This is a genomic window from Kribbella sp. NBC_00889 (assembly GCF_045207705.1).
Classification (GTDB): Bacteria; Actinomycetota; Actinomycetes; order Propionibacteriales; family Kribbellaceae; genus Kribbella.
This window is the reverse complement of the sequence record NZ_CP108783.1, coordinates 6,438,297-6,460,080: the sequence shown is the minus strand read 5'-3', so window position 1 is coordinate 6,460,080 and position 21,784 is coordinate 6,438,297. Positions and strand designations below refer to the sequence as shown.

Sequence of the window (21,784 nt, the reverse complement as noted above, 5' to 3'; positions counted from 1 at the left end):
GGCTGCGTACGCCCCGGCGATGGTCCGCTCGAGGTGAGCTCATCGGGGCAGAAGCCAGTACTCGGCTCGCTGCGCCAGCGTCGGCCTTGGAGGCCAGTCGCCCGCGAGGCCGGGTAGGAGGTCTGGGCCGTGTTCGGTGATGGTCATCGACTCCCGCCGCAAGATCCGCTGGAACGTACGGCGTCGGCGTATCCAGTCCACACGCGGGTCGTCGACTGCGCCGTAGGCGGCCTCATAGGCGAGAAGGTTGGTGCGCGCCTGTTCGGGGTCGATGACGTCGATGACCCTTGTGTCCAGGAGCCAGGGAGCGATGCCGCCGGCGTCGACGAGATCTTCGTGGGACCAATCGTCGACGCGGCGCCGGTAGTTGGTGAGGAGCCCGGCACGGAAGAGCAGGCGATACAAAGGTTCCGCGGAGCCGGCGAACACTGGGATCTCCCACGGTTCGCGCTGGACGGTGATCTGGGCGAGCGCGACGGGAAAGCCTGCGGCTCGGAGGGCGGCCGCGCGGTGGTTGCCGTTGACTGTGACGCAGTGGACCGGCCCGCGCGGCGTTGATGTCGTGTCCAGGACGAAGTTGAATCCCAGGATCTTGTCGAGACCAGCGGGGTGGCCGCCCTCAGCGATCAGGTTGCGCGCAAGCTCGGCGAGCCCGGCCGCAGTGTAGTGGTAGGGAAAGTTTGAGTCGGTGGTCACCGGGATGTCGTCCGGTCGGATCCAGGCGTAGACGGGTTCGCCTCGGGTACCGCAGGTTGGCGGCACTGGCCGCGGGGCGCTGAGGACCTGTTGGACGTCGGTGAGAAGGTCCTGCAGCGAGTCCTCCCGCCTCGCCGCGCAGTGGTCACGCCACATCTGAACCGCGCCGCGATGGCCCGCGAGATCGGACGCTGGGATCATTCCCTGCTCTGCGAGCAGTGCCTTGGCATGCTCAACGTCCTGCTCTGTCGCGGAGACGTTGAAGCTCGCGCGGTCGATCCCCGTCCAGTGAATGAGGGATCGGACCTCTGGTGCGATCGATGCGCGCAATGCCACGACGTCTGGCTCGAGCTCACCCTCGTCAGCCGCATCGAACTGATCCTCGAAATCATCATCGCCCAAGTTCACGCGCGCAGCCTCGCGTGCGACCCACCAGACGCGCAAGCGACCAGCTTGCAGCGCGCCCGTCGCCGAGCTGGACCCCATCGCCGCCCGGCTCGACCTGGACGCCTAGGTGTGCCCACGTGCCACTGTGGGCGCCGCGCCGCGGTGTACCGGCTCATGGGCATGGTTTTGGGCACGAACTCGCGTCTATCAGGGTTTGCGGGAGTCTACGGCGACCGAAGTCAGAGGCACTGAAGTACGCTGCAGTTGGCTGCCTTCTACGACGTGCAGGTCTCTACGGATCAGAAGGTTGGGGTTCGAATCCCTCCGAGCGCGCCGCCGCCAGCCCTGGCCAGGTAGTAACGGACCAGGGGTTCCTCATGTCCGGAGGACCCGGTTGCTAAAACCAGTGCTCACACGGGGCCAATTAGTCATCTTCATCTGGTTCGGGCTGGTTTCGGTCGGTCCTTTCCGTCTGCGTCACCAGTATCTCAAGATTGGCGGTCATTCTGGCGTTGGCACTCGATTCGATGTATGGATCTCGGCTGCGGAAATCGCCTGTGATCTTCATGCGCTCGAACCAGTGGAAGAAGATCAGCTCTAGCTTGTGCTGCGAGAGGAATTCCTTCAGGAAAGATGCGCGAACCAAGAAAGCGTGGTCCTCATTATCTGGTTCCTCATAGTAGGTGAAGATCGGCAGGCCAGCTGCATCGAGCCAGCTCGGTCCGCGCATGTCGAATGTCAGCATTGCGGTCTGCTGCAGATAGGTTGAAGGCAATGTCGCCCGCGCTGACTCGCCAATGGAGCAGTCGAGGATATTTCCTTCCCACCGGTACTGCTCGATGGTCGGGACCACATGGAACTCGGCCCCACTAACTGTTACGGACTCCAGTTCGAAATGCCTGTGGGGACAATCTGGTCCAACCCGGCCGACCTCGCCGACGTAGCAACAATCGACATGTCCATGGCTATCGACCAAGTCGCGGACGTGATGAGGCGGTTGGTCTCGGAGTGCCGCAATGAAGGTCTCGGACTCCTCAGCGGGTATCAAGAGAGTTCCAAGTGCCCGGTGCTCCTGAAGTCCACGCCAATTCTTGTCGGCCACTGGGTCGACCTGCCGGATGGAGCTATCGAGCACCACCCAGTCGTCACTCGAGCTATCGCAAACGAGAGCGGACGTCGCGACAGAGGGTTCCGACTCGGTGTCTGCAACAAACTCGCGGATGTCTCCTTTGTAGCGAGAGAAGTCAAGGCGACCAGGGGGCCACTCCTGCAGGCGGATCAGAGGCGGGCCCCACGCGGATGCACCGCTCCCACCATCCTCGCTGAACGCCCTAAAACCGATCGGCGGCAGACTCGGGTCGATCTCGCGGTCGGCGGTGAGTTCATGCAAGCCGCTATAGGGGTCGCCTTCGCCGTAGAGTCGAGACGTCTGGTAGTTGTCCGCTACACGAGCCAGTAGCTCGTGGTAGGCCATCCACTGATACTTCTTGCCCCACCGCTCGGATTTGTGTTCCTCGCGCCCGCGCCCGTGACCCAGCCTGCGATCTTCCTGCCCGAACAGTTGGGGAGTCCAACCGAGGCTGAGAGTTCTACGAAAGACCCATCGACGTGCCGAATCGGCCGGGTACTCGTCACTGACGGGATTTTGCTTTGGATAGACGAACGCTGCCCTGAATAACGTCCATTGTTCCTCTGTGAGTGTGACCTTCTGCGGACGTAGAAGGTCCAGACTGCTTGTTTCCTCAGGTTCGGCCAGAAATTCTGTGAGCGCGGCCTTTTGTTCCTCGCTCAGGGACGCTTCGAACCGGCCCCAACGACTCTTAATAATCCGTGGCTCGCGCGCCTTCCGCTCGGGGTAGTCCTGCCCGATGCGGTAGCGAGAGAAGTGGCGCACTCCCGACTCAATGACGTAGCGAGCAAAGTCACCCATGCTCGACAGCGAGAAGGTGATCGACGAGTAGCTCTCGTCGTCGGGTTGATCCGCCTGCCAGGGATACTTAGTGTCGATCGTGGCGTCAGTGGGTGCGGGGCCTGGAATTTTCAGTCCGTACGGCCGGTTGGACGATCCAGCGGCTGCGTCGGTCAGCAGATTGTGGGCGACCGCCCAACGGACGATGCCGTGGGCGGCATCGAGCAGAAGCTCGTCGGGCCGGACGGGGTGTGTGAAGACGAGGGTACTCACCAGCCCTGCCAACGCCTTCGCGTCGATCGCTTGCGCCGGGGTACTCCGAAGCAATGAGCCGTACGCGATGACGACGACGCGCTGGACTACATACGGATCATCGACGGTCCAGAAGCGCTCAACCAGTCTTTGCATGACATCCAGGTGGCCGTGAAGCAGTTGAACCAGCGCCTTCGTAACCCAATCACGCATGAAGCGGTTGGGAGACGACATCAGCCAGCAGAGCGGAATGCACGCAAGCTCGACCACATCCGGCGAGTATGACGGATACGGGCCGGCTGCCGCCCAGCGCGCAAGGCGGGCGACGGGACCGAACTCGTTGTCCAGGGCATGGTAGGTTGCAAAACCGAAATCGTGGTCTCGTTGTGGCATCGGCCGGCGGGCGAGGTAGCGGTGCAGCCCGTAGGCGTTCAGACGATTGGATGGCTGCGGAGCAAGAGTGAAGAGCACGTCGTAGAACTCGTCACGCGAGAAGTAGCGCTGAGCCTCATTGAACAGCTCGATGGTGCGTTGGGCGATCGAACCTGAGTCGCGGTACGGAAGATTCTCGACGAACGACCGGAACAGCTGCTGATCCCGACTGTATTGCTCCCAGATGTCCGGATCGGCCTCGGGGCTTGGCCGGTCGCTCGCCTTCACGCCTAGCAGGTCCGGCAGCTCGATGTTGTAGACCTCAGCGAAGACGATCGTGGCGGCCTCGCGAATGCCCCAGCTGCAGTCGTTCGCCAGCCACGCCTTCAAGGCGTCATCGTTGAGCGGATCCGCCGACTGGGCGAGGCGTCGCTTCAGCAGCAAGAAGTCCGAGAAGGCCTGGAAGACGATGCGGACACCCTCATCAAACGCCCCGTTGCCGAGATACAGACGCTCACGCGTCAGCACGCCTTCTTCTTGCAGGAGGGCGATGACCCGCGTTGATTCACCGCTGGCGCCGCCCAGCGCGTCCCGGGCCACCTTCTCGGCCTTACCTGCGCTAATACTCTCGCGGCCGACCCGCGACAACTCGTCCAAAAGAGCGTCGAGGACGCCGCGGACCTGGGACTTTGCGACCTCAAGCTCGTATGCGGACGTTGAGGCGGGACGGAAGCGCCGAGCGCCGGCCGAGATCTTGGCCGCGAGGTAGCGGTCGAAGATGGCGACGCGACCCTGGTGACCGGTCGGAACGGCAGCAACGTCTGTCTCCGACAGGCTCTCGCAGTAGAGCCGGAGGAAGAGCGGGAGGGTGAACTCCGGCGTCAGCAGCGGAATCTTGGGAGCTTCAAGCCCGTAGTGCTTGAAGTAGACCTGTGTGGCTTCGACCTCTCGCTCGGCGAACCCAGGATGGGTGCGGCGAACGTAATGGGAGCCTTCGTTACCTTCGAGGACCAGGTCCGTGTACGTATCCCGGCACGAGACAGCCAAGGCGACGTGTGGGTAACGCGCCACGGCTGCGCGAAGCGTGGGTAGGTGCACTCGCCAGAAGTCAGGCGGGGTTGTCTCGTTCAGTGCATCAACAAAGATCACGAAGCGCCGACCAACCATTGCCGCGGCCTCGCCGGCGGCGTCCATGGCCTGAAGCAGTACGTCAGCGCCGACGTGTTCCAGGCCGAGCTGATCTGTGATGCTCGCCCACAGATTCCCCTGGCCGAACTGCGCTCCGGCAAGGAAGACCGCGGGTCGCCCAGCATCGAGGGCACGGCGGGTGGCATCGAGGAGTAGGTGGGTCTTGCCAGACCCCGCTTGCCCAGTCAGAAAGTAGACGCGGCTGCGAAACGATTTGCCGGCTGTTGATCGCAGCCACGAGTCCATCTCATCGATGGCCGACACCAGAGTACGCAGGCCGTAGCTGGTCCGCGCTCGGTCGTCTGGTTTGGCCGCCTTCTTCGGGTCGTCGTCCGGCAGTTCCCGGCGCGCTGCCTCGCGATCGCGCTCGTGCTCCTGGGCGGTGTAGATAGCATCTCGGCACGGTGCTGCTTGAGCAAGAAGAGCATCGAGGGCCGTTGATGGGTCGATCGCCTGTAGCTTGAGAGCGCCCGCTGCGGACCGCAGCGCTTGCGATGTGTCGGTGATGGCGTGATAGATCGGATCGAGCGTCTCATCCTTGGTGGATAGGCGAACATCGGCCGCAGCCGAGACGATGCCGCGGCGAAGCCGATCGAATCGCGCGAGGACCGACCGGTCGAAGCCAAGCGCCAGCAGATCCTCTTGGATCGGCACGTCGACCTGCAGATCAGGGCGGTACTTCTCGCCCGCGGCACTGGCCTGCTGTGCATGATGGGCCAATAACCAGTCATGACCCAGAACGACATCGCCCCACCAAAACCAGCGGCGTCCGCTGTGCTCTGGCTTGGCGAGCTCATCCAGAAGGTCGCTCTCTTGTACGAGCTCGAATTGGATCTTGTCTGCGCCAGGGATGGTGTTCGTCCAGGTCTGGACCTTGCCTTCGTACTTCTCGCGTTGCGACTTGATCGGCTTACCGCGTCGCGGTGCCTTGCTGGTCGCGAGATTCCATGAAATGACGAATGTGAGCTTACGAAGATCTGGACGTTCCTTCGCGACTCGCTGGACGGAGCCGGTCATGGCCGTCAGGAGTGCATCGATGCCCTTGACGTGCTTAGCCTGCCAGCCCCACTCCGTGCCATCCGGGAGGGTGGCATACCACTCAACCCCACCGTCAGGATTGCCCGTGCGGATGGCGCGTGTGCCACTCGGGGCCTGATCCTTCAGCAGTTGGAATGAAAGCTCCTCAAACGCCCGGCTCTGCTCGCCGTTCCAGGTCCGGAGCGTATCGAACGTTGATGCGTCTACCTTCGGCATCCAATCTCCTCACAGCCACGTCCGCAGCAGCGCATGTTATCGATTTCATGTGGAAACGTGTATAGCCGCGTTGGAAGCTCGTGGTGCGAGATGGCGTCAACTCATGCGGGATATGTTGCCAGATGCGGCGGTGTCGTTCCTTCTAAGTCACGGCTTCAGTCGTCAGTACTGCCACCAGGTCGCGGCATTCGGCTTCCAAGCAAGTTGGCCGCTTGCTTGTCTGAGTCTGCCACCCATGCGGCGTACACCCGGAGTGTGGTGGTGCCACCACCGCCGTGACCGAGTCGTCCGGCCACCGTACGAATGTCCACGCCTGAGCTGATCAGTTCCGTTGCTGAGTAGTGGCGCAGGGTGTGGAGATGGCTCTTGATGCCTAGGTCCGCGCACATCTTCGCGTACCGGTGGCTGATCCCGTCGGGATTGCATGGCTTGCTGTGATCCGCTTCGTAGGAGAAGACGAAGGCGGTCGGCTTGAAGGTCACGCCGAGCTGCTTGAACCGCCTCTCGCATTCGCTGCGGTGCGCAGTGAGCAGCTCGACTGTGTCCGGGTCAAGGCTGATGCGCCGCATCTGGTGCGTTTTGGTGTCCTTCTCTCTCGCCTTCCCGTTTCGCCGAGTGAAGTTGCGGCGAATCTCCAGGACGCCCTGGTCAAGATGAACGTCGTGCCACCGGAGCGCGAGCAGCTCGCCGCGACGCGCTCCGGTCACCATCTTCAGCCAGATCAACATGCCCCAGGCGAGGTCTTGCCCCCATGCCGCCGTGACGATGCGATTCCCTTCATCCGTCGTCGGCGGTTGCGGCTGTGGCGGCGCCTGCTTGGGCTTCTTCGCATCAGCGGCTGGATTGCTGTCAATCCAGTCCCATCTCACGGCGGCGGCCAGGGCACCGCTGATGACGAAATGGATCTTCCGGACCGTCCCCGCCGCAAGGGGCTTGCAGACGTGGGGCTGACACTCCACGACGTTGCACCCGGCCGAGGTGCAGTCATGCTCAGCGCGCGACTTCGCCGATGGCCGTCCCGGCGGCCTTCGGTGCTGCACAACGCGGCAATCGTGCTCACCGGCAACGCGGTGCTCGATGTACGGCTTTCCGTTGCAACGAACACGACATCGCCGCAGCTGCGCGTAGAACTTCTCCAGGGCGCGGGTTCCGATCTTCGAGATAGGCACATCCCCAAGTGCCGGCACGATGGTCCGGTCTACCAGCTCGCGGTACCGGTCGAGAGTGGACTCATCTGCCTCGTGGACTTCGAGCCACTCGCTCAACGCGTATTCCAGGGTGGCCTTCGTCGCCGCGTTGCGCTGCCGATCGACCTTGGCCTGAAGGCGGGTCTGGATCTCGTTGACCTTGGCCTCGTCGGTTGTCGACTCTGACAGGTACACCGGCTTGCCCGTCACGGGATCAACGCCGGAGTAGATCAGCACCTGGAAAGAGTTGCCGCGGCGGCGCACGTACCCTCGCTGAGGTCTCTTCTGAGGCATACCTCATGTTACTGATTGACAGTGGCATTGACAGACCACTCGGAGCGAGTCGTTACATACAGTAGTAACGCCTAGTCAGATAGGGGAGCCGGTGAGGGGACTCGAACCCCTAACCACCGCTTTACAAGAGCGGTGCGCTGCCAGTTGCGCCACACCGGCGGGTGTTTGCTGGACCATCTTAGGGGATGGGAGGTGGGTGGATGGGGGTGCTGCGGGAGGCACGCGGGTTTCGGGTGTTGTGGGTGGCTCGGGCGGTGTCGTTTCTGGGGGACTCGCTCGGGTTGGTGGCGCTGCTGCTGTACGTCGAGGCTTCTACGGGGGCGGCGCTGGCGGTGGCGTTGTTGTTGCTGGCGGGGGATCTGACGCCGGGGTTGTTCGGGGCGTTCGCGGGGGTGGTGGGGGATCGGTTCGATCTGCGCCGGGTGATGGTGACGTGCGACGTACTGCAGGGTGCGCTGGTGGTCGTGATGGCCGTCACATTGCCGCCGTTGCCGGTGTTGCTGGTGATGGTTGCGGTACGGAGTGTCGTGGCGCAGGTGTTCCAGGCGAGTTCGCGGAGTGCGGTGCCGGCGTTGGTGCGGGATGAGGATCTGGAGTCGGCGAACTCGACTCTAGGGGCAGGGACGAACGGGCTGGAGGCAGTCGGGCCGTTGATTGCGGCTGCGTTGTTCGTGGTGACGGATGTGCGCGGGATCCTGCTGATCGATGCGGCGACGTTTCTGGTGTCGGCGGTGTTGCTGAGCCGGCTGCCGAGGATGGCACCTGCGGAGTGGGCGGGGACTGGTGTACTCAAGGATGCTCGGGACGGGCTGACGTACATCTGGCGGACGAAGGCGGTGCGCGTCATCGGGATCGCGTTCTTCGCCACGGTGGCGTTCAACGGGGTGGATGACGTCGCGATGGTGTTCCTCGCCAAGGACGAGCTGGGCGCGGGGGACTCGGCGGCCTCGGCGTTGTACGCCGGGGTCGGGATCGGGCTGGTGGTCGGGTTCGCGGTGCTGGCGCGGTATGCGAGCCGGTTCCGGATGACAACGCTGATCCTGCTCGGGTTCGCGGTGAGCAGTCTGGGGAACCTGGTCACGGGGCTTGCCTGGGCGGTGTGGGCCGCGTTGGCAATGCAGGTGATCCGGGGGTTCGGGATCGCGGGCGTTGACGTGGGGATGAACACTCATCTGCAACGCATCGTGCCGCCGCACCTGCGGAGCCGGGTCTTCGGCAACCTGTACGGCGCTATCGGTCTGGCTGCCGGGGTGTCGTACGTCCTCGGTGGGCTGCTGCTCGAGCACACGGACGCCCGGGTCACTTTCGTTGCCGCAGGCACCGGTGGACTGCTCGCTACGGCTGCGGCTGCTCTCGCAGTTCGTCGATCGGCTGACGAAGGGCCCGAGCACCCGGTACGGCGATCAGCGGGATGACCGCCATCACGAGGAAAGCCGCCGTCGGGTAGTCGACCAGCAGACCCACCACGGTCGCGACCAGGAGACCGCCGAGGTTGCCCGACATCCAGATCAGCCCGGCCGCGGTTCCCTCGGCTTCGCCGGTACGACGTTCCACCAGCTCGAGCACGATGGGAAGCGCAGGCAGGAGGAACAACCCGATCAGCCCGATCGCGACGAACCCGGTGAGGACGCCAGGAGCCAGCGCCAGTACGACGCAGGCGATGGAAGTCACCGTCAGACTGAGGACCAGCAATGCCGACTCGGCCCGGCGTCGTACGACCACAACAGGGATGATCGCGCTGCCGAGTACGCCGGCGACGACGGTCACCAGCAGGATCGTGCTCGCCGTACCGCCGGAGACGCCGGCCGGTTCGAGCAGTGCCTGCGCAAAGGTGGTCATGGCAACGAAAACACCGAACGGGAAAAGGGCGAGGACGCAGAGGCGCCGGATCAACGGGTCGCCCCAGGCGATCTCGAGAGCGCCCCGGCCACCGGAAGAGGTCGCCGCGACGGAGTGCGGGCCTTCGTTGCGGAGCGCAACAATCAGCACCAGAGCGGCAACCACACAGAAGATCGCGGTCACAGCCAGCATGGTCCCCAACGAGTCGCCGGTGGTGAAGATGGCGTCGAGTGAGAACGCGATCACCATGCCGGCGAAAATGCTGGCGGTGCCGACGGCGATGCCGGTCGGGCGGTCGTCCTCCTCGAGGTACCGCCCCGTGATCCCGGTGACCGCGTTCAGCACGAGCGGTTGGGCGACCGAGGCAACGATCTGCCCGGCCAGCAGCCAGCCGAAGTCGTCCCCGATCAGCCGTACCAGCGCACCCACCGCGGTCAAGACCGCGCCGGCAAGCAGCCCGGCCCGGAACCACCGGTCCAGGATCAGACCGCACGGGATCGCGAGTACGACGTACAGCAGCGGGAAGACCTGGGCGAGCCACCCGATCGCGCTCTCCGAGACGCCGTAGTGCGCTGCCGCGACGGTGGTGACGCCGGCGAAGTTGAGCCAGACGAGCTGGGTGGCCGCGCCGACCAGGGAATAACCGACGATCGCCGCCCAGCGACTCCCGGTCACGACTCGCGCCATCTGATCCCTCCGATCTCGTACCCCCAGGCCATCACAATCGCGGCTGGAACGCCGCCGCACGCGGGAGCGGGCTCCGGGCGAGTCATTGTGATGGCCTGGCGGTTCAGCATCCGAACTGTAGTGCCGTCACACGCTGGATCACACGATCCCGGCGTACAACGGAGATATGGTGGATTGGGATGGCCCGCTGAGCGAGGCGTACGAGCGGGCGACGACGTACCTGGCCGGACTCCCCGAGCGGAGGGTCGGCCCGCGCGCGACCGCGGCCGAACTGCGGCAGGCACTCGGGGGAGCGCTGCCGCAGAGCCCGACGGACCCGCAAGAGGTGATCGCGCACCTGGCCAAAGGCGTGGAGGAGGGGTTGCTGCCGAGCGGGAGCGGCAGGTTCTTCGGCTTCGTGTTCGGCGGCGCGACGCCGGCGTCGCTCGCCGCCGACTGGCTCACCACGACCTGGGACCAGAACGCCGGCCTGTACGCCGCCTCACCCGCGGCGGCCGTGGTCGAGGAGGTCACGGCGGAGTGGCTGGTCGAGCTGTTCGGGTTGCCGAGAGGTACGTCGGTCGGCTTCGTCACCGGCGCTCAGATGGCCAACTTCACCGCTCTGGCCGCCGCCCGGCACGAGGTACTGCGGCGGGCCGGCTGGGACGTCGAGCGAGACGGCCTGATCGGCGCACCAGCGATCCGGGTGCTGGCCGGGGCCGAGCGGCATGACACGATCGACCGCGCCCTGCGGTTCCTCGGCCTGGGCACGAACTGCATCGTCCCGATCGCCGTCGACGACCAGGGCCGGCTCAAGCCTGAAGCTCTCGCCGAGGCGCTGAGCGACGACGGCCCGCAGATCGTCTGCGCCCAGGCCGGCAACGTGAACACGGGCGCGTTCGACCCCGTCAAAACGATCTGCGACCTCGCGCACGACAAAGGCGCCTGGGTGCACGTCGACGGTGCCTTCGGCATCTGGGCAGCCGTCAGCGACAAACTGCGACCGTTGGTCGACGGCATCGAGCGCGCCGATCCCTGGGCGACCGACGCGCACAAAACCTTGAACGTCCCGTACGACTCAGGCCTCGTCTTCTGCGCCCACCCCGAGCCGCATCGCGCCGCCATGTCGATCCGGGCGGCGTACCTGATCCAGGACGAGAACGGCGAACGCGACTCGCTGGACTTCAACCCGGAGTTCTCCCGCCGGGCGCGCGGGTTCGCCGTGTACGCCGCGATCCGCGCCCTCGGGCGGTCGGGGATCGCCGAGATCGTCGACCGGTGTCACGCGATGGCCGTCCGCTTCGCCGAGACCTTGGCAGCAAATCAAACCGACACCTTGGCAGCAAACCAAACCGAGACCTTGGCAGCAAACCAAATCTCAATACTCAACGAAGTCGTCCTCAACCAGGTCCTGGTCCGCTTCGGGGACGACGACGAGCTGACCCGGCGGGTGGTTCGTGCGGTGCAGGACGAGGGCACCTGCTGGATGTCGGGCACCACCTGGCACGGCCAGGCGGCGATGCGCATCTCGGTCTCCAACTGGACGACCGACGAGTCAGACATCGACCGATCAGCGGCCGCAGTTCTGCAATGCCTTCAGCAGGCGTAGGACTCGAGGCGGGCGAGGGCGGCGTCGAGCGAGTCGCGCAGCGGCTCGACCCGGCGGAGGGTCTGAGCCAGCAGTACGCCGCCCTGCATCGCCGCAAGCATGGTGTTGGCCAGCGCATCCGGGTCAGCGTCGGCGCGAAGCAGCGCCCGGTCACGCATGCCGGACAGGTCGCGCCGGAAGCGGTCGAGCCAGCGGCCGTACCCGTCGGCCAGGTGGGAGCGCGTCTGCGGGCTCGACTCCACGAGTTGCCCGGCGAGCGCGCCGAAATCGCAGCCGCCCTGGAACTTCCGCCCGGTGTGCCGCGCGACGATCACGTCGGCCCAGCGATGCCAGGCGGCGAACGAGTCGAGCGCAGGTTCGTGGTCCGCGACGGCGTCCGCCTGCCAGGCGATCACGTCGTCGATCAGCGTCCGCTTGTCGTGGAAGTAGTGCGTCAGCTGCGATCCGCTCACGCCGGCGGCCCGGCGTACGTCGTCCAGCTGGGTCCGCGTGACGCCCTTGCGCCGGACCAGTTCGGCCGTGGCGGCGAGGATCCGGGCGCGGGTCGCCCGGCCCTTCGCGGTCAGTCGATCGTCCACCTCATCGAGACTAGCCGCTTCTGGGGTTCTGAACCCAGAAACGGAGGCGCATGATGGTCCTATGGGTGAGGGGATTCTCGAGCTGGCGCAGGAACTGGCCGAAGTGAGCCGGCTGGTCGAGGACGATGACGTCCCGACCACGCTGGGCCGGTTCGTGCACCGGGTCGTGCTGACGGTGCCGGACTGCGAGGAGGCCGTGATCACGGTGCTCGCCGACGATTCGGCCGAGATCGTGGCGCGGTACCACAAGACCGCTGATCCGGTGGCAGAGCCGACCCGGTCCACACTGGCCGAGCAGCTGACCAAGGGCGGCGGTCCGCTGTTCGACGCGCTCACCTATGGGGAGCCGCGCCGGATCGGCGACCTGGCCGCTGATCACCGGTGGCCCGAGTTCAGTGCCGCCGCGATCAACGCCGGCTACCGCAGCTGCCTGTTCCTCCCGCTGCCGGCCTCGGGTGACGCAGCGGCCGCCTTCAGCCTGTTCTCGGCCAAGCCGGATGCGTTCGGCAGTACGTCGTACGACATCGTGCTGATGTTCGCCATGCATGCCGGGGTCGCGTTCGACAACGTGCAGCTGTTCAACGACAGCCGGACGCTGATCGAGCAGTTGCGGACGGCGCTCGGCACCCGGACCGTCATCGGACAGGCCCAGGGGGTGCTGATGCACCGGTACGGTGTCACCGCCTCGGTGGCGTTCGACGTACTCAAGCGCTGCTCCCAGGACACCAACGTCAAGCTGCGGCAGCTGTCCCTCGAACTGGTCGAGGCGCACAACCAGGGCAGGCTCAACGAGGCGCTGCGCAAGTACGGCCTGAACTCCGGCGAGTGACGCTGTCGATTTCCGGCCCGGTCGCTCGACGCAGTGGTGTACGGCGCAGGAGGCGCCGATCACGAGGAGGCTGCAGCGATGTCGTTCCAGGCGTACTTGGACAAGATCGAGGAGAAGACCGGCCTGACCCCGCGGGCGCTGGTCGACCAGGCGAAGGAGCGCGGGTACGACGCTCCGGGCGTGAAGGCCGGCGTGATCTGTGACTGGCTGAAGGCCGACCACGACCTCGGCCGCGGGCACGCGATGGCCCTGGTGCACGTGATCAAGAACGGCCCGGGGATCAGCGACAAGCACGTCGGCAGCACCGGCACCCACCGGGACCCGTCGGACACCCTGTGGCTGGATGGGAAGGCGACCAACCCGGCCGGCTGAACGGCGTACCGTAGGCGGGTGGATTCGAAGAGGTCACCGCGGGACAAGTGGATCACGATCTACGGGCGCAAGCCCGTGCTCGAGGCGCTGCATGATCCCGCGCTGTCGGTGGCGAAGGTGGTGGTGGCGGACAACGCCACCGGCGGTTCGCTGCAGGAGATCCTGCGCGCCGCGGACAAGTACGGGACGCCGGTCGAGCGCGCGACAGCCAGCCGGGTGAAGTGGCTGGCTGGGAACGGCAAGCACGACCAGGGCGTGGTCGCCGATGTCGACGCGCCGCGGATGACGCCGCTGGAGGAGTTCGTCCGGGCGCGCGGCCGCCGCCCGACGAACGTCTTCCTGCTGGACGGCGTCACGAACCCGGGCAACGTCGGGATGATTCTGCGGACCGCGACCGGAGCCGGCTTCGACGGCGTGATCCTGCCACGCGCCGGGACGCCGCACGTCGGACCGTTGGTGATCAAGGCGTCGGCCGGGATCGCGTTCCAGGCCCCGATCGTGAACACCTCGACCGCGAAGGCGGCCGTCGACCTGCTGCGCACGGCCGGCTACCACGTGTACGGCCTGTCGGCCCGGTCGCACGACTCCCTGTTCAAGGCCGAGCTCGCGCCGCGCGCCGTCTACGTCCTCGGCGGCGAGACCAACGGCATCGCGGTGCCGACCGACTCCGACCTCCAGATCCCGCTGCACGCCGGTGTCGAGTCCCTCAATGTCGCGGTCGCCGCGGCTGTCGTAGCCTTCGAGGTCACGAATCGCTGATCGGCCGTGCAACCCGATGCCGGCGCCGAGGCGTTGATATCGGGACAGTGCACCCGGCCACGTCGGCGTCGCGACGGTCAAGGACGGCTTCTACGCCTACCGCCGAGTCGAGCAGTCCCCGTGGCCCGGCCCGATCCCGGGCGCCGTGGTCAGGTTCCGGTACCCGGGCCAGGGCGAGTACGTCGCCGCCCATCGCTGAGACAGACGAAGAGCCCGACCGCGGGGGGATGCGACGGGCTCTTCTGAATTGTGCGGCCAAGCACAATGCAATGCCGGAGGGGGGATTTCCGGCGGTGCCCTTCTACGGTCTCGCGGCGGTCGGTACGGCGGCAACAACGGTGGCGAAGGGTCCATCCACAAAACGAAGTCCACCGATGGTTCTCGACGTGGCGCGATCCGGTGGTCGAGACTGGCGGTGTGGGTGGGGGATTGCCGGCGGGGACGGTCTCGATGGTGTTCACGGACATCGAGGGCTCGACCATGCTGCTGCGCCGGTTGGGGGAGCAGTATCTGGAGGCATTGAAGGGGCATCGCGGGATTCTTCGCGGAGTGTGGGGCGAGTACGGCGGGATCGAGCTCGGGACTGAGGGGGACAGCTTCTTCGTGGTCTTCCCGTCGGCCGACAGCGCGGTCGGGGCGGCGGTCGAGGGTCAGCGGCGGCTGGCGGGGAACCGGTGGCCGGGCGGGGAGCGGTTACGGGTGCGGATGGGGATCCACACCGGTACGCCGGGCGTGTACGAGGACGACTACTGGGGCATGGACGTCCACCTGGCGGCGCGGATCGCGGGGTCCGCGCACGGCGGTCAGGTGGTGATCTCCGCGGCGACCGGCGACGTGGCGCGACTGCCCCAGGGTGCGTCGTTGCGTGATCTCGGCATGCACCATCTGAAGGACATTCCCGAGCCTGAGCACCTGTTCCAGGTGACGGTCGCGGGTCTCGAGCAGGACTTTCCTCCGCCACGCACCGTCGGTACGGCGAGCAGCCTCCCGGTGCCCGCGAATCCCTTGCTGGGAAGGGAACCCGACCTCGCGCGCCTGACCGGGTTGATCCGCCAACCGGAGATCCGGCTGGTCACCCTCACCGGGCCCGGCGGTGCGGGCAAGACGCGACTCGCGATGTCCGTGGCCGCCGAGCTGACGAACCAGTTCCCGGGCGGCGTGTATTTCGTGCCGCTCGCGGCGGTGACGTCGGAGCAGGTGATGTGGACGTCGATCGCCGAGGTTCTCGACGTACCCCCGCGCGAGCGCAGTCCCGCGCGGCTGACGTCGTACCTGGCGAATCGTGCGCTGTTGCTGGTCCTCGACAACCTGGAGCAGGTGGACGGTGCCGCCACGGTCGTTGCCCAGATCATCGAACGGGCGCCGCAGGTCGAAGTCGTCGCGACGTCGCGGCGGCCGCTCGGGCTGATGGCCGAGCACCAGCATCCGGTGATGCCCCTGGACACGGTCGCCGAGGACTCGCCCGCCGTACAGCTGTTCGTGCAACGCGCGCAGGCGGTTCAGCCTCGATTCACTCTCAGCCCGGCCAACGTCGCCGACGTGGTGGCCATCTGCCGTCACCTGGACGGACTGCCGCTGGCTATCGAGTTGTGTGCTCCGCGCGTCCGTGTGCTCAGCGTCAGCGAGCTGCTCGGTCGCATCGACCAGAGGCTCGACATCGCCTCCACGAGCAGTGTCACACCGGACCGGCAGCGGACGTTGCGCGACACGATCGCCTGGTCCTACGAGCTCCTCAGCCCCGAGCATCGCCGCATTTTCCGCCGCCTCGCGGTCTTCTCCGGCGGCGCCGACTTGGCCGCGATCACCGCCGTCGCCTGCGACGCCGAGGATCCGCTCGACGCGGTCGCGGAACTGAACGACGCCAACCTGATCACCATCTCCGAGGGTCCGGAGGGGCGCAGCCGGATCGGGCTGCTGCAGACGATCCGGCAGTACGCCGGCGACGAACTGGAGGCCACCGACGAGGCCGATGCGGTGCGTGCGGCCCACGCGTCGTACTACACCGGCGTCGCCGAGAATCTCCAAGCCCTGCGGGAATCCCGGCACAACACGGCCCTCGAACTGGCCGAGTCCGAGCTCGACAACTTCCGCGCCGCGTTGACCTGGTCGACCTCGGCCGACATCCCGACGAGCCGACGTCTCTGCGCGGCCCTCGGCTGGGCCTGGCTGATGGCGGGCTACATCGCCGAGAGCCGGCGGTGGCACGAGCAGGTCGTCGCGCAGTCCTCCCATCCGTCGGCGGACCTCGCCGCCTGCCTGCGTGGACTCGGCAATCTCCTTCTCCTCCAGGGCGAAACGGATCGGGCCTACGAGGTCGCGCTGCGAAGTCTCGAGATGTCCAGAGCTCTGGACGACCGCCCCGGCATCGCCTATGCCATGGCTCTCCTTGGTACGACGCAACGTCAGCAAGGCGAAGTCCACGCGGCCGAGCGCACTCTCGTGGAAGCGCTCGACTTGCATCGCCACCTTGATGACAAGAGCCGGCTGGCCCGGGTCCTCGGCCACCTGGGTGGCATCGAGGAGGAACTGGACCGGCTCGAGCGCGCCGAGGCATTGCTGCGCGAGTCGCTCGCGCTGTACGAGGCGCTCGGTGACGTGTACGAAGCCGCCGTACAGGGGCAGAACCTGGCCTTCCTGCTCGTGGTCTCCGGCCGGGTCGTCGAGGCGGGCGAACTGGTCCGTGAGCTGGCCAAGACCATCCTCGCCATGGGCAGCCCGAGTCTGATGCTGGCGTTCGCCAACACGGCGATGAACATCCTCATTCGGGAGGGCGATCTGGTCGGGGCCGCACACCTCTTCGGCGCCGAGGAGGCGATGGGTGAGCGGCTGGAGATCGCGAACCCTTACCTGGAAGAGGAACTCGAGGAGGCGGTTGCCCTCATCAACGGCGTGATGTCGCGGGCGAAGTGGGAGGACCACCGCCGGACCGGCCGGTCGATGCGCGTCGAGGAGCTGCTGGCCCGACTCTGAGTCCGGCACTGGTAGCGCTGAGTGGTTGTGCGAGGCCCCGAAAGGACTCCATACTCTTCTCACCGCCGTCGGCGGTTCTGTGGGGGCAGAAGCATGTCTGGGGTTCATTGAAGTGGGGGGCTTTACTGTGCGTGCTTTGAGGACGTTTCGTGCTGCGCTGGTAACGGCGCTGGTGGGTGCGGGCCTGGTGGCCGGCACCCAGGTGGCGGCGGCCGCGTCACCGTCGAGTGTGATCGAGGTCAGTACGACGTCGGTCGCTCCTGGGCAGACCTTCACGGTCACCCAGACGCTGTCGAACGACCGCGACTTCAGCATTCTGGGATCGAAGGCGGGGATGTACGCGAAGGAGCCGGCATCGCTGCCCGGCCTGGTCGACCTGGTGGGGTGCGCGGGGGCCGTCGCCTGTGACCAGTTGGGCAGCAGCTACCGGTCCGGGCTGGGCGACATCCCGCCCGGTGAGTCCAGGTCGGTGACGTGGACGTTCAAGGTCAAGGACGACGCTCCGGCCGGGACGATCACGCTGCAGCACCAGTTCATCGGGGAGAACTACGCGTTCGAGATCTTCGACGGACCGGCGCTCACGATCGAGCAAGGGACCACGGACGCCGACGTGGCGGTCAGCATGACCGCGTCGGTACGGACGCTGCTCATCTCGCGGATCACCTACACCGTCACGATCAAGAACAACGGTCCCTCCGCGGCCACCGGCGTACGGGTGGTCGGTGTCTACCCGACCCGGCTCGTGTACGCCGGCGGAAACTGCACCCGGGTGGGGACGACCAAGACGGTGAACTGCGACGTCGCTTCGCTGGCGAGTGGCGCCGGCGTGACGCGGACGTTCGCCGCCGACGCCGGCCTCCTCACGATCGGCCCGCTGGTTGCCACGGCACAGCGCACGGGCAGCTCGCCGACCGACCCGGTCGCGAGCAACGACAAGGCCAGCCGCACCTGCAATGCGCTCACCAGCCTGATCGTGCGCTGCTGATCATCCGGTAGGTCACACATCCGGCCGGCGGCCGCGGGTTCTCGAGTCCCGCGGTCGCCGGTCTTTTCGTGGTTCACGCCTTGCATCGATGGGCGGAGGGGGCTTACGGTCCCGGTTAACGTTTAAGTGTGCGTTAGTGAGCACTTGTCGAGAACTTGGAGCAGCTATGGTCAGTCGTCGGCGATTCCTTCAGTTGGGCAGTGCCGTGGTCGGGGCGGCTGTCGCCGGTCCCACGCTCGCGGCCTGTGGTGACGGTGGTACGGCGAACGGTGGTGCGAAGGCGTCGGGCGACCTGGCGCTGCCGACGTACAAGCCGTTCGAGGGCGTGCGGCCGGATCTGGCCGGGGCGGAGTCGGGGCTGGAGCCCGGGTTCCTGCGCTTCCCACCGGACGCGACCGCGAGTGTGAAGGCGCCGCCGCTGAAGAACGCGGTGACTGCGCTGACCGAGACGTTCGCGACGCCTCCGCCGCCGATGGGCAGCAACCCGATGTGGCAGTCGCTGAACCAGGCACTCGGCGCCGAGTTGCGGCTGACCATCGGCACCGACCCGGGCTACCCGGAGAAGTTCGCCACACTGCTGGCCAGCGACTCGCTGCCGGACCTGATGTGGCTGCCGCCGAACCAGGGAATCCCGAACATCGGCCCGATGCTGGAGGCCAAGTTCCAGGACCTGACGAAGTACCTCTCGGGTGACGCCGTCCTCGAGTATCCGAACCTTGCCGCGCTGAAGCCGGCGTCGTGGCGGACCGCGGTGGTGAACGGCAAGATCTGGGGCGCGCCGATCCCGTCCACACCGTTCGGCCAGGTGATGATGGGCAATCCGCGCACCTGGCAGAAGGTCGGCGGCCTGCAGTGCAGCACGGCGGACGAGTTCTTTGCCAAGTGCAAGGAGCTCACCAACGGCACCAACTACGCGCTCGAGCCCGCGATCATCAACATGCTGCACATGTTCGGCGAGTGGTTCGGCGCCCCGAACGGCTGGCGGGTGAATCAGGATCGCTCGCTGACCTACCTGTACGAGACCGACAACTACAAGGCCGCGGTCGAGTACGCCGCCAAGCTGTGGGCCGCGAAGGTCTTCTACCCCGACCTGAACCTGGCCGACGCCACCCCGAAGACCGTGAACGGCCAGATCGCCGCGCAGGTCACGGTGGGCCCGCGGGCGACCGCCGACTTCCGCGCGATGGATCCGACGCTGTTCGTCGACACGATGATCCCGTTCGGCCACGACGGCAAGGCGAAGCCGGTGTACGACATGGGCTACGGCACCGTCGGGTTCACGCCGTTCAAGAAGACCGACGAAGGCCGGATCCGCGAGCTGCTCGCGCTGATGGACTACCTGTCCGCGCCGTTCGGCACCAAGGAGTACCTGCAGAAGAACTTCGGTGTCGAGGGACAGCAGTACCAGCTGGACGGTCAGAAGAATCCCGTGCTGACGAAGGCCGGAACGCAGCAGGGGCCGGGTCTGGTCAGTGCGCTGCAGATCATGACCGCGCCGGAGAGCGTCATCTTCAACCCCGCGTTCCCCGAGGACACCAAGAAGATCTACGCGACCGAGCAGAAACTGCTCGAGCACGCGATGCGCAACCCGACCGCCGGCACGTACTCCGACACCAGCAGCAAGGTCGGCCCGAAGCTCACCGCAGCGTTCCGGGACACGATCGTCGATATCGTCACGGGCCGGCAGAAGCTGGACGCGTACGACGAGGCCCTCAAGCGCTGGAAGAACGGCGGCGGGGACAAGATGCGCGACGAGTTCGCCGCCGTCCTCCCGTCGAGCGTGCCGGTCACCGGGTCCTGAGTGATGCTGAAGCGAGCCTCGTCGACGACGCGGGTCAAGAGCGGTCTGCCGTTCGCGGTGAAATGGCGCCGGGATTGGCAGATGGTGCTGCTGATGATCCCGGGCGTCGTGTTCCTGCTGGTGTTCTTCTACCTGCCGGTGCTCGGCAACGTGGTCGCGTTCCAGGACTTCCAGCCGTACCTCGGCATCATGCACAGCGAGTGGAACGGCCTGCAGAACTTCGTCAATCTCTACGACAACCCGGACTTCTGGGACGCGCTGCGTAACACCTTGGTGCTGGCCGCGGTGCAGTTGCTGCTGTTCTTCCCGGTGCCGATCGGGCTGGCGCTGATCGTGGACTCGCTGGTCAGCAACCGGGTCCGGCGCTGGTTCCAGACCATCGCGTACCTGCCGCACTTCCTGTCCTGGGTGCTGGTCGTGACGCTGTTCCAGCAGTCGCTGGGTGGGGCGGGGTTCCTGAACAACCTGCTCCGGCAGGCCGGGCTGGATCCGATCCCGTTCATGACCAACCCGGACACCTTCCCGCTGCTGGTGGTCGCACAGCTGATCTGGAAGGACGCAGGCTGGGCGATGATCATCTTCCTGGCCGCGCTGACCACCGTGGACGTCTCGCTGTACGAGGCGGCCGCGGCCGACGGGGCCGGCCGCTGGCGCCGGCTCTGGCACATCACGCTGCCCTCGCTGCGGACCGTCATCGTGCTGCTGCTGATCCTTCGGATCGGCGACATCCTGAGCGTCGGCTTCGAGCAGTTCATCCTGCAACGCGATTCCGTCGGCCCGGGTGCGGCCGAAGTACTGGACACCTTCACGTACTACGCGGGTGTCGTCGGCGGCGACTGGAGCAGTGGAGCCGCGGCCGGTCTGGCCAAGGGCGTGGTCGGCGCGCTGCTTCTGTGGGGTGCGAACTCGCTCGCTCATCGGCTCGGTGAGCCGGGGATCTTCCAGAGGCGCTCATGAGACCTGTGTGGAAAGAGAATCCGTCGCCGGGCTACCAGGCGATCAAGGCCCTCGTCCTGGGTGGATTCGCGCTGGTGATCGTGATTCCGATCCTGGTGGTGATCTCCACGTCGCTGGCCAGCGATCAGGACATCATCGACGCCGGCGGGTACGTCCTGTGGCCGTCACATCCGACGATCAAGGCGTACCAGACCTTGTTCAGCGGCGGGCTGATGGGACGAGCGATCCTGGTCAGCGTCTTCGTCACGGTTGTCGGTACGGCGATCGCCGTCGCGGTCACGATCGCCTTGGCCTACGCGACATCCCGGCCGGTGCTGTTCGGACGGCCGGTGCTGCTGATGGTGTTGTTCACGTTGCTGTTCGCGCCCGGGATCATCCCGATGTTCCTGGTGGTGAAGCAACTCGGGCTGCTGGACAGCCTGTGGTCGCTGATCCTGCCCGGTGCGCTGGGCGCGTTCAACTTCGTTGTCCTGCGTACCTTCTTCATGAATGTGCCGGGCGAACTGCTGGAGAGCGCGCGGATCGACGGCGCGAGCGATTTCACCATCCTGCGCCGGATCGTGATGCCGCTGTCGAAGGCAGTGATCGCGGTGGTCGGGCTGTTCTACGCGGTCGGCTTCTGGAACGCCTTCTTCAACGCGCTGCTGTACCTCAACGACACCTCGAAATGGCCGGTCCAGGTGATCCTGCGGACGTACGTACTGCAGGGCAAGTCGCTGTCGGCGGACCAACTCGGGGTGGAACCGCTGCCGCAGCCGCAGTCGCTGCAGATGGCCGTGGTGGTGGTCGCACTGGTGCCGATCGTGCTGCTGTACCCGTTCCTGCAGCGACACTTCACCAAGGGCGTCATCACCGGAGCCGTCAAAGGCTGACGGTCTGC

15 protein-coding genes and 1 tRNA gene are annotated in these 21,784 nt (G+C 66.1%); 10 read left to right on the top strand and 6 right to left on the bottom strand.

Annotation, left to right across the window (positions count from 1 at the left end):
- Positions 1-39: 39 nt before the first annotated feature.
- From OG817_RS31580 to OG817_RS31565, 4 genes are all read right to left on the bottom strand, one after another.
- Positions 40-1,140 carry a hypothetical protein gene (locus OG817_RS31580; protein ID WP_406048280.1) on the bottom strand — a complete coding sequence of 367 codons (1,101 nt, stop codon included), beginning with the start codon at positions 1,138-1,140 and terminating at the stop codon, positions 40-42.
- Positions 1,141-1,507: 367 nt separating this feature from the next.
- The gene (locus tag OG817_RS31575; RefSeq protein ID WP_406048278.1) at positions 1,508-6,058 is read right to left on the bottom strand and encodes a hypothetical protein; all 4,551 of its coding nucleotides are present in this window, start codon (positions 6,056-6,058) and stop codon (positions 1,508-1,510) included.
- Between the two features lie 155 nt (positions 6,059-6,213).
- On the bottom strand, positions 6,214-7,482 hold the full coding sequence (locus OG817_RS31570) for a tyrosine-type recombinase/integrase (RefSeq protein WP_406048276.1): 1,269 nt from the start codon (positions 7,480-7,482) through the stop codon (positions 6,214-6,216).
- 143 nt (positions 7,483-7,625) lie between these two features.
- Positions 7,626-7,698: transfer RNA gene (locus OG817_RS31565), tRNA-Thr, on the bottom strand.
- A 41-nt stretch (positions 7,699-7,739) separates the two neighbouring features.
- Here OG817_RS31565 and OG817_RS31560 point away from each other — a divergent pair.
- The gene (locus OG817_RS31560) at positions 7,740-8,954 is read left to right on the top strand and encodes an MFS transporter (protein ID WP_406048275.1); all 1,215 of its coding nucleotides are present in this window, start codon (positions 7,740-7,742) and stop codon (positions 8,952-8,954) included.
- Here OG817_RS31560 and OG817_RS31555 read toward each other — a convergent pair.
- Positions 8,875-10,065: an MFS transporter gene (locus tag OG817_RS31555; RefSeq protein ID WP_406048274.1), complete on the bottom strand. Its 1,191-nt coding sequence runs from the start codon at positions 10,063-10,065 to the stop codon at positions 8,875-8,877. The two genes, OG817_RS31560 and OG817_RS31555, sit on opposite strands and share 80 nt — an antisense overlap.
- Positions 10,066-10,231: 166 nt before the next feature.
- Here OG817_RS31555 and OG817_RS31550 point away from each other — a divergent pair, with 166 nt between their 5' ends.
- Positions 10,232-11,653, top strand: coding sequence for a pyridoxal phosphate-dependent decarboxylase family protein (locus tag OG817_RS31550; protein ID WP_406048273.1), 1,422 nt, complete (start codon positions 10,232-10,234; stop codon positions 11,651-11,653).
- On the opposite strand, the gene OG817_RS31545 is transcribed toward OG817_RS31550, so the two are convergent.
- The gene (locus OG817_RS31545; RefSeq protein ID WP_406048272.1) at positions 11,641-12,231 is read right to left on the bottom strand and encodes a TetR/AcrR family transcriptional regulator; all 591 of its coding nucleotides are present in this window, start codon (positions 12,229-12,231) and stop codon (positions 11,641-11,643) included. The genes OG817_RS31550 and OG817_RS31545 overlap by 13 nt on opposite strands.
- Before the next feature lie 61 nt (positions 12,232-12,292).
- On the opposite strand from OG817_RS31545, the gene OG817_RS31540 reads away from it, so the two are divergent.
- The 8 genes from OG817_RS31540 (at position 12,293) to OG817_RS31505 (ending at position 21,776) form a co-directional block, all read left to right on the top strand.
- Positions 12,293-13,060, top strand: a complete 768-nt coding sequence (locus OG817_RS31540) for an ANTAR domain-containing protein (protein ID WP_406048271.1) — start codon at positions 12,293-12,295, stop codon at positions 13,058-13,060.
- A gap of 78 nt (positions 13,061-13,138) precedes the next feature.
- Positions 13,139-13,432, top strand: a complete 294-nt coding sequence (locus tag OG817_RS31535; RefSeq protein ID WP_406048270.1) for a DUF4287 domain-containing protein — start codon at positions 13,139-13,141, stop codon at positions 13,430-13,432.
- Positions 13,433-13,450: 18 nt separating this feature from the next.
- The gene (locus tag OG817_RS31530) at positions 13,451-14,191 is read left to right on the top strand and encodes a TrmH family RNA methyltransferase (protein ID WP_406048269.1); all 741 of its coding nucleotides are present in this window, start codon (positions 13,451-13,453) and stop codon (positions 14,189-14,191) included.
- A 417-nt stretch (positions 14,192-14,608) separates the two neighbouring features.
- Complete coding sequence (locus OG817_RS31525) at positions 14,609-17,161, top strand: ATP-binding protein (protein WP_406048268.1); 2,553 nt, start codon at positions 14,609-14,611, stop codon at positions 17,159-17,161.
- A 136-nt stretch (positions 17,162-17,297) separates the two neighbouring features.
- Positions 17,298-18,146 carry a hypothetical protein gene (locus OG817_RS31520; protein ID WP_406048267.1) on the top strand — a complete coding sequence of 283 codons (849 nt, stop codon included), beginning with the start codon at positions 17,298-17,300 and terminating at the stop codon, positions 18,144-18,146.
- Between the two features lie 166 nt (positions 18,147-18,312).
- Positions 18,313-19,947: a sugar ABC transporter substrate-binding protein gene (locus tag OG817_RS31515; RefSeq protein WP_406048266.1), complete on the top strand. Its 1,635-nt coding sequence runs from the start codon at positions 18,313-18,315 to the stop codon at positions 19,945-19,947.
- A 3-nt stretch (positions 19,948-19,950) separates the two neighbouring features.
- Positions 19,951-20,904, top strand: coding sequence for a sugar ABC transporter permease (locus OG817_RS31510; protein ID WP_131353006.1), 954 nt, complete (start codon positions 19,951-19,953; stop codon positions 20,902-20,904).
- Complete coding sequence (locus tag OG817_RS31505; protein ID WP_131353005.1) at positions 20,901-21,776, top strand: carbohydrate ABC transporter permease; 876 nt, start codon at positions 20,901-20,903, stop codon at positions 21,774-21,776. Before OG817_RS31510 ends, OG817_RS31505 begins: the two co-directional genes overlap by 4 nt.
- The last annotated feature ends 8 nt before the right edge of the window (positions 21,777-21,784 follow it).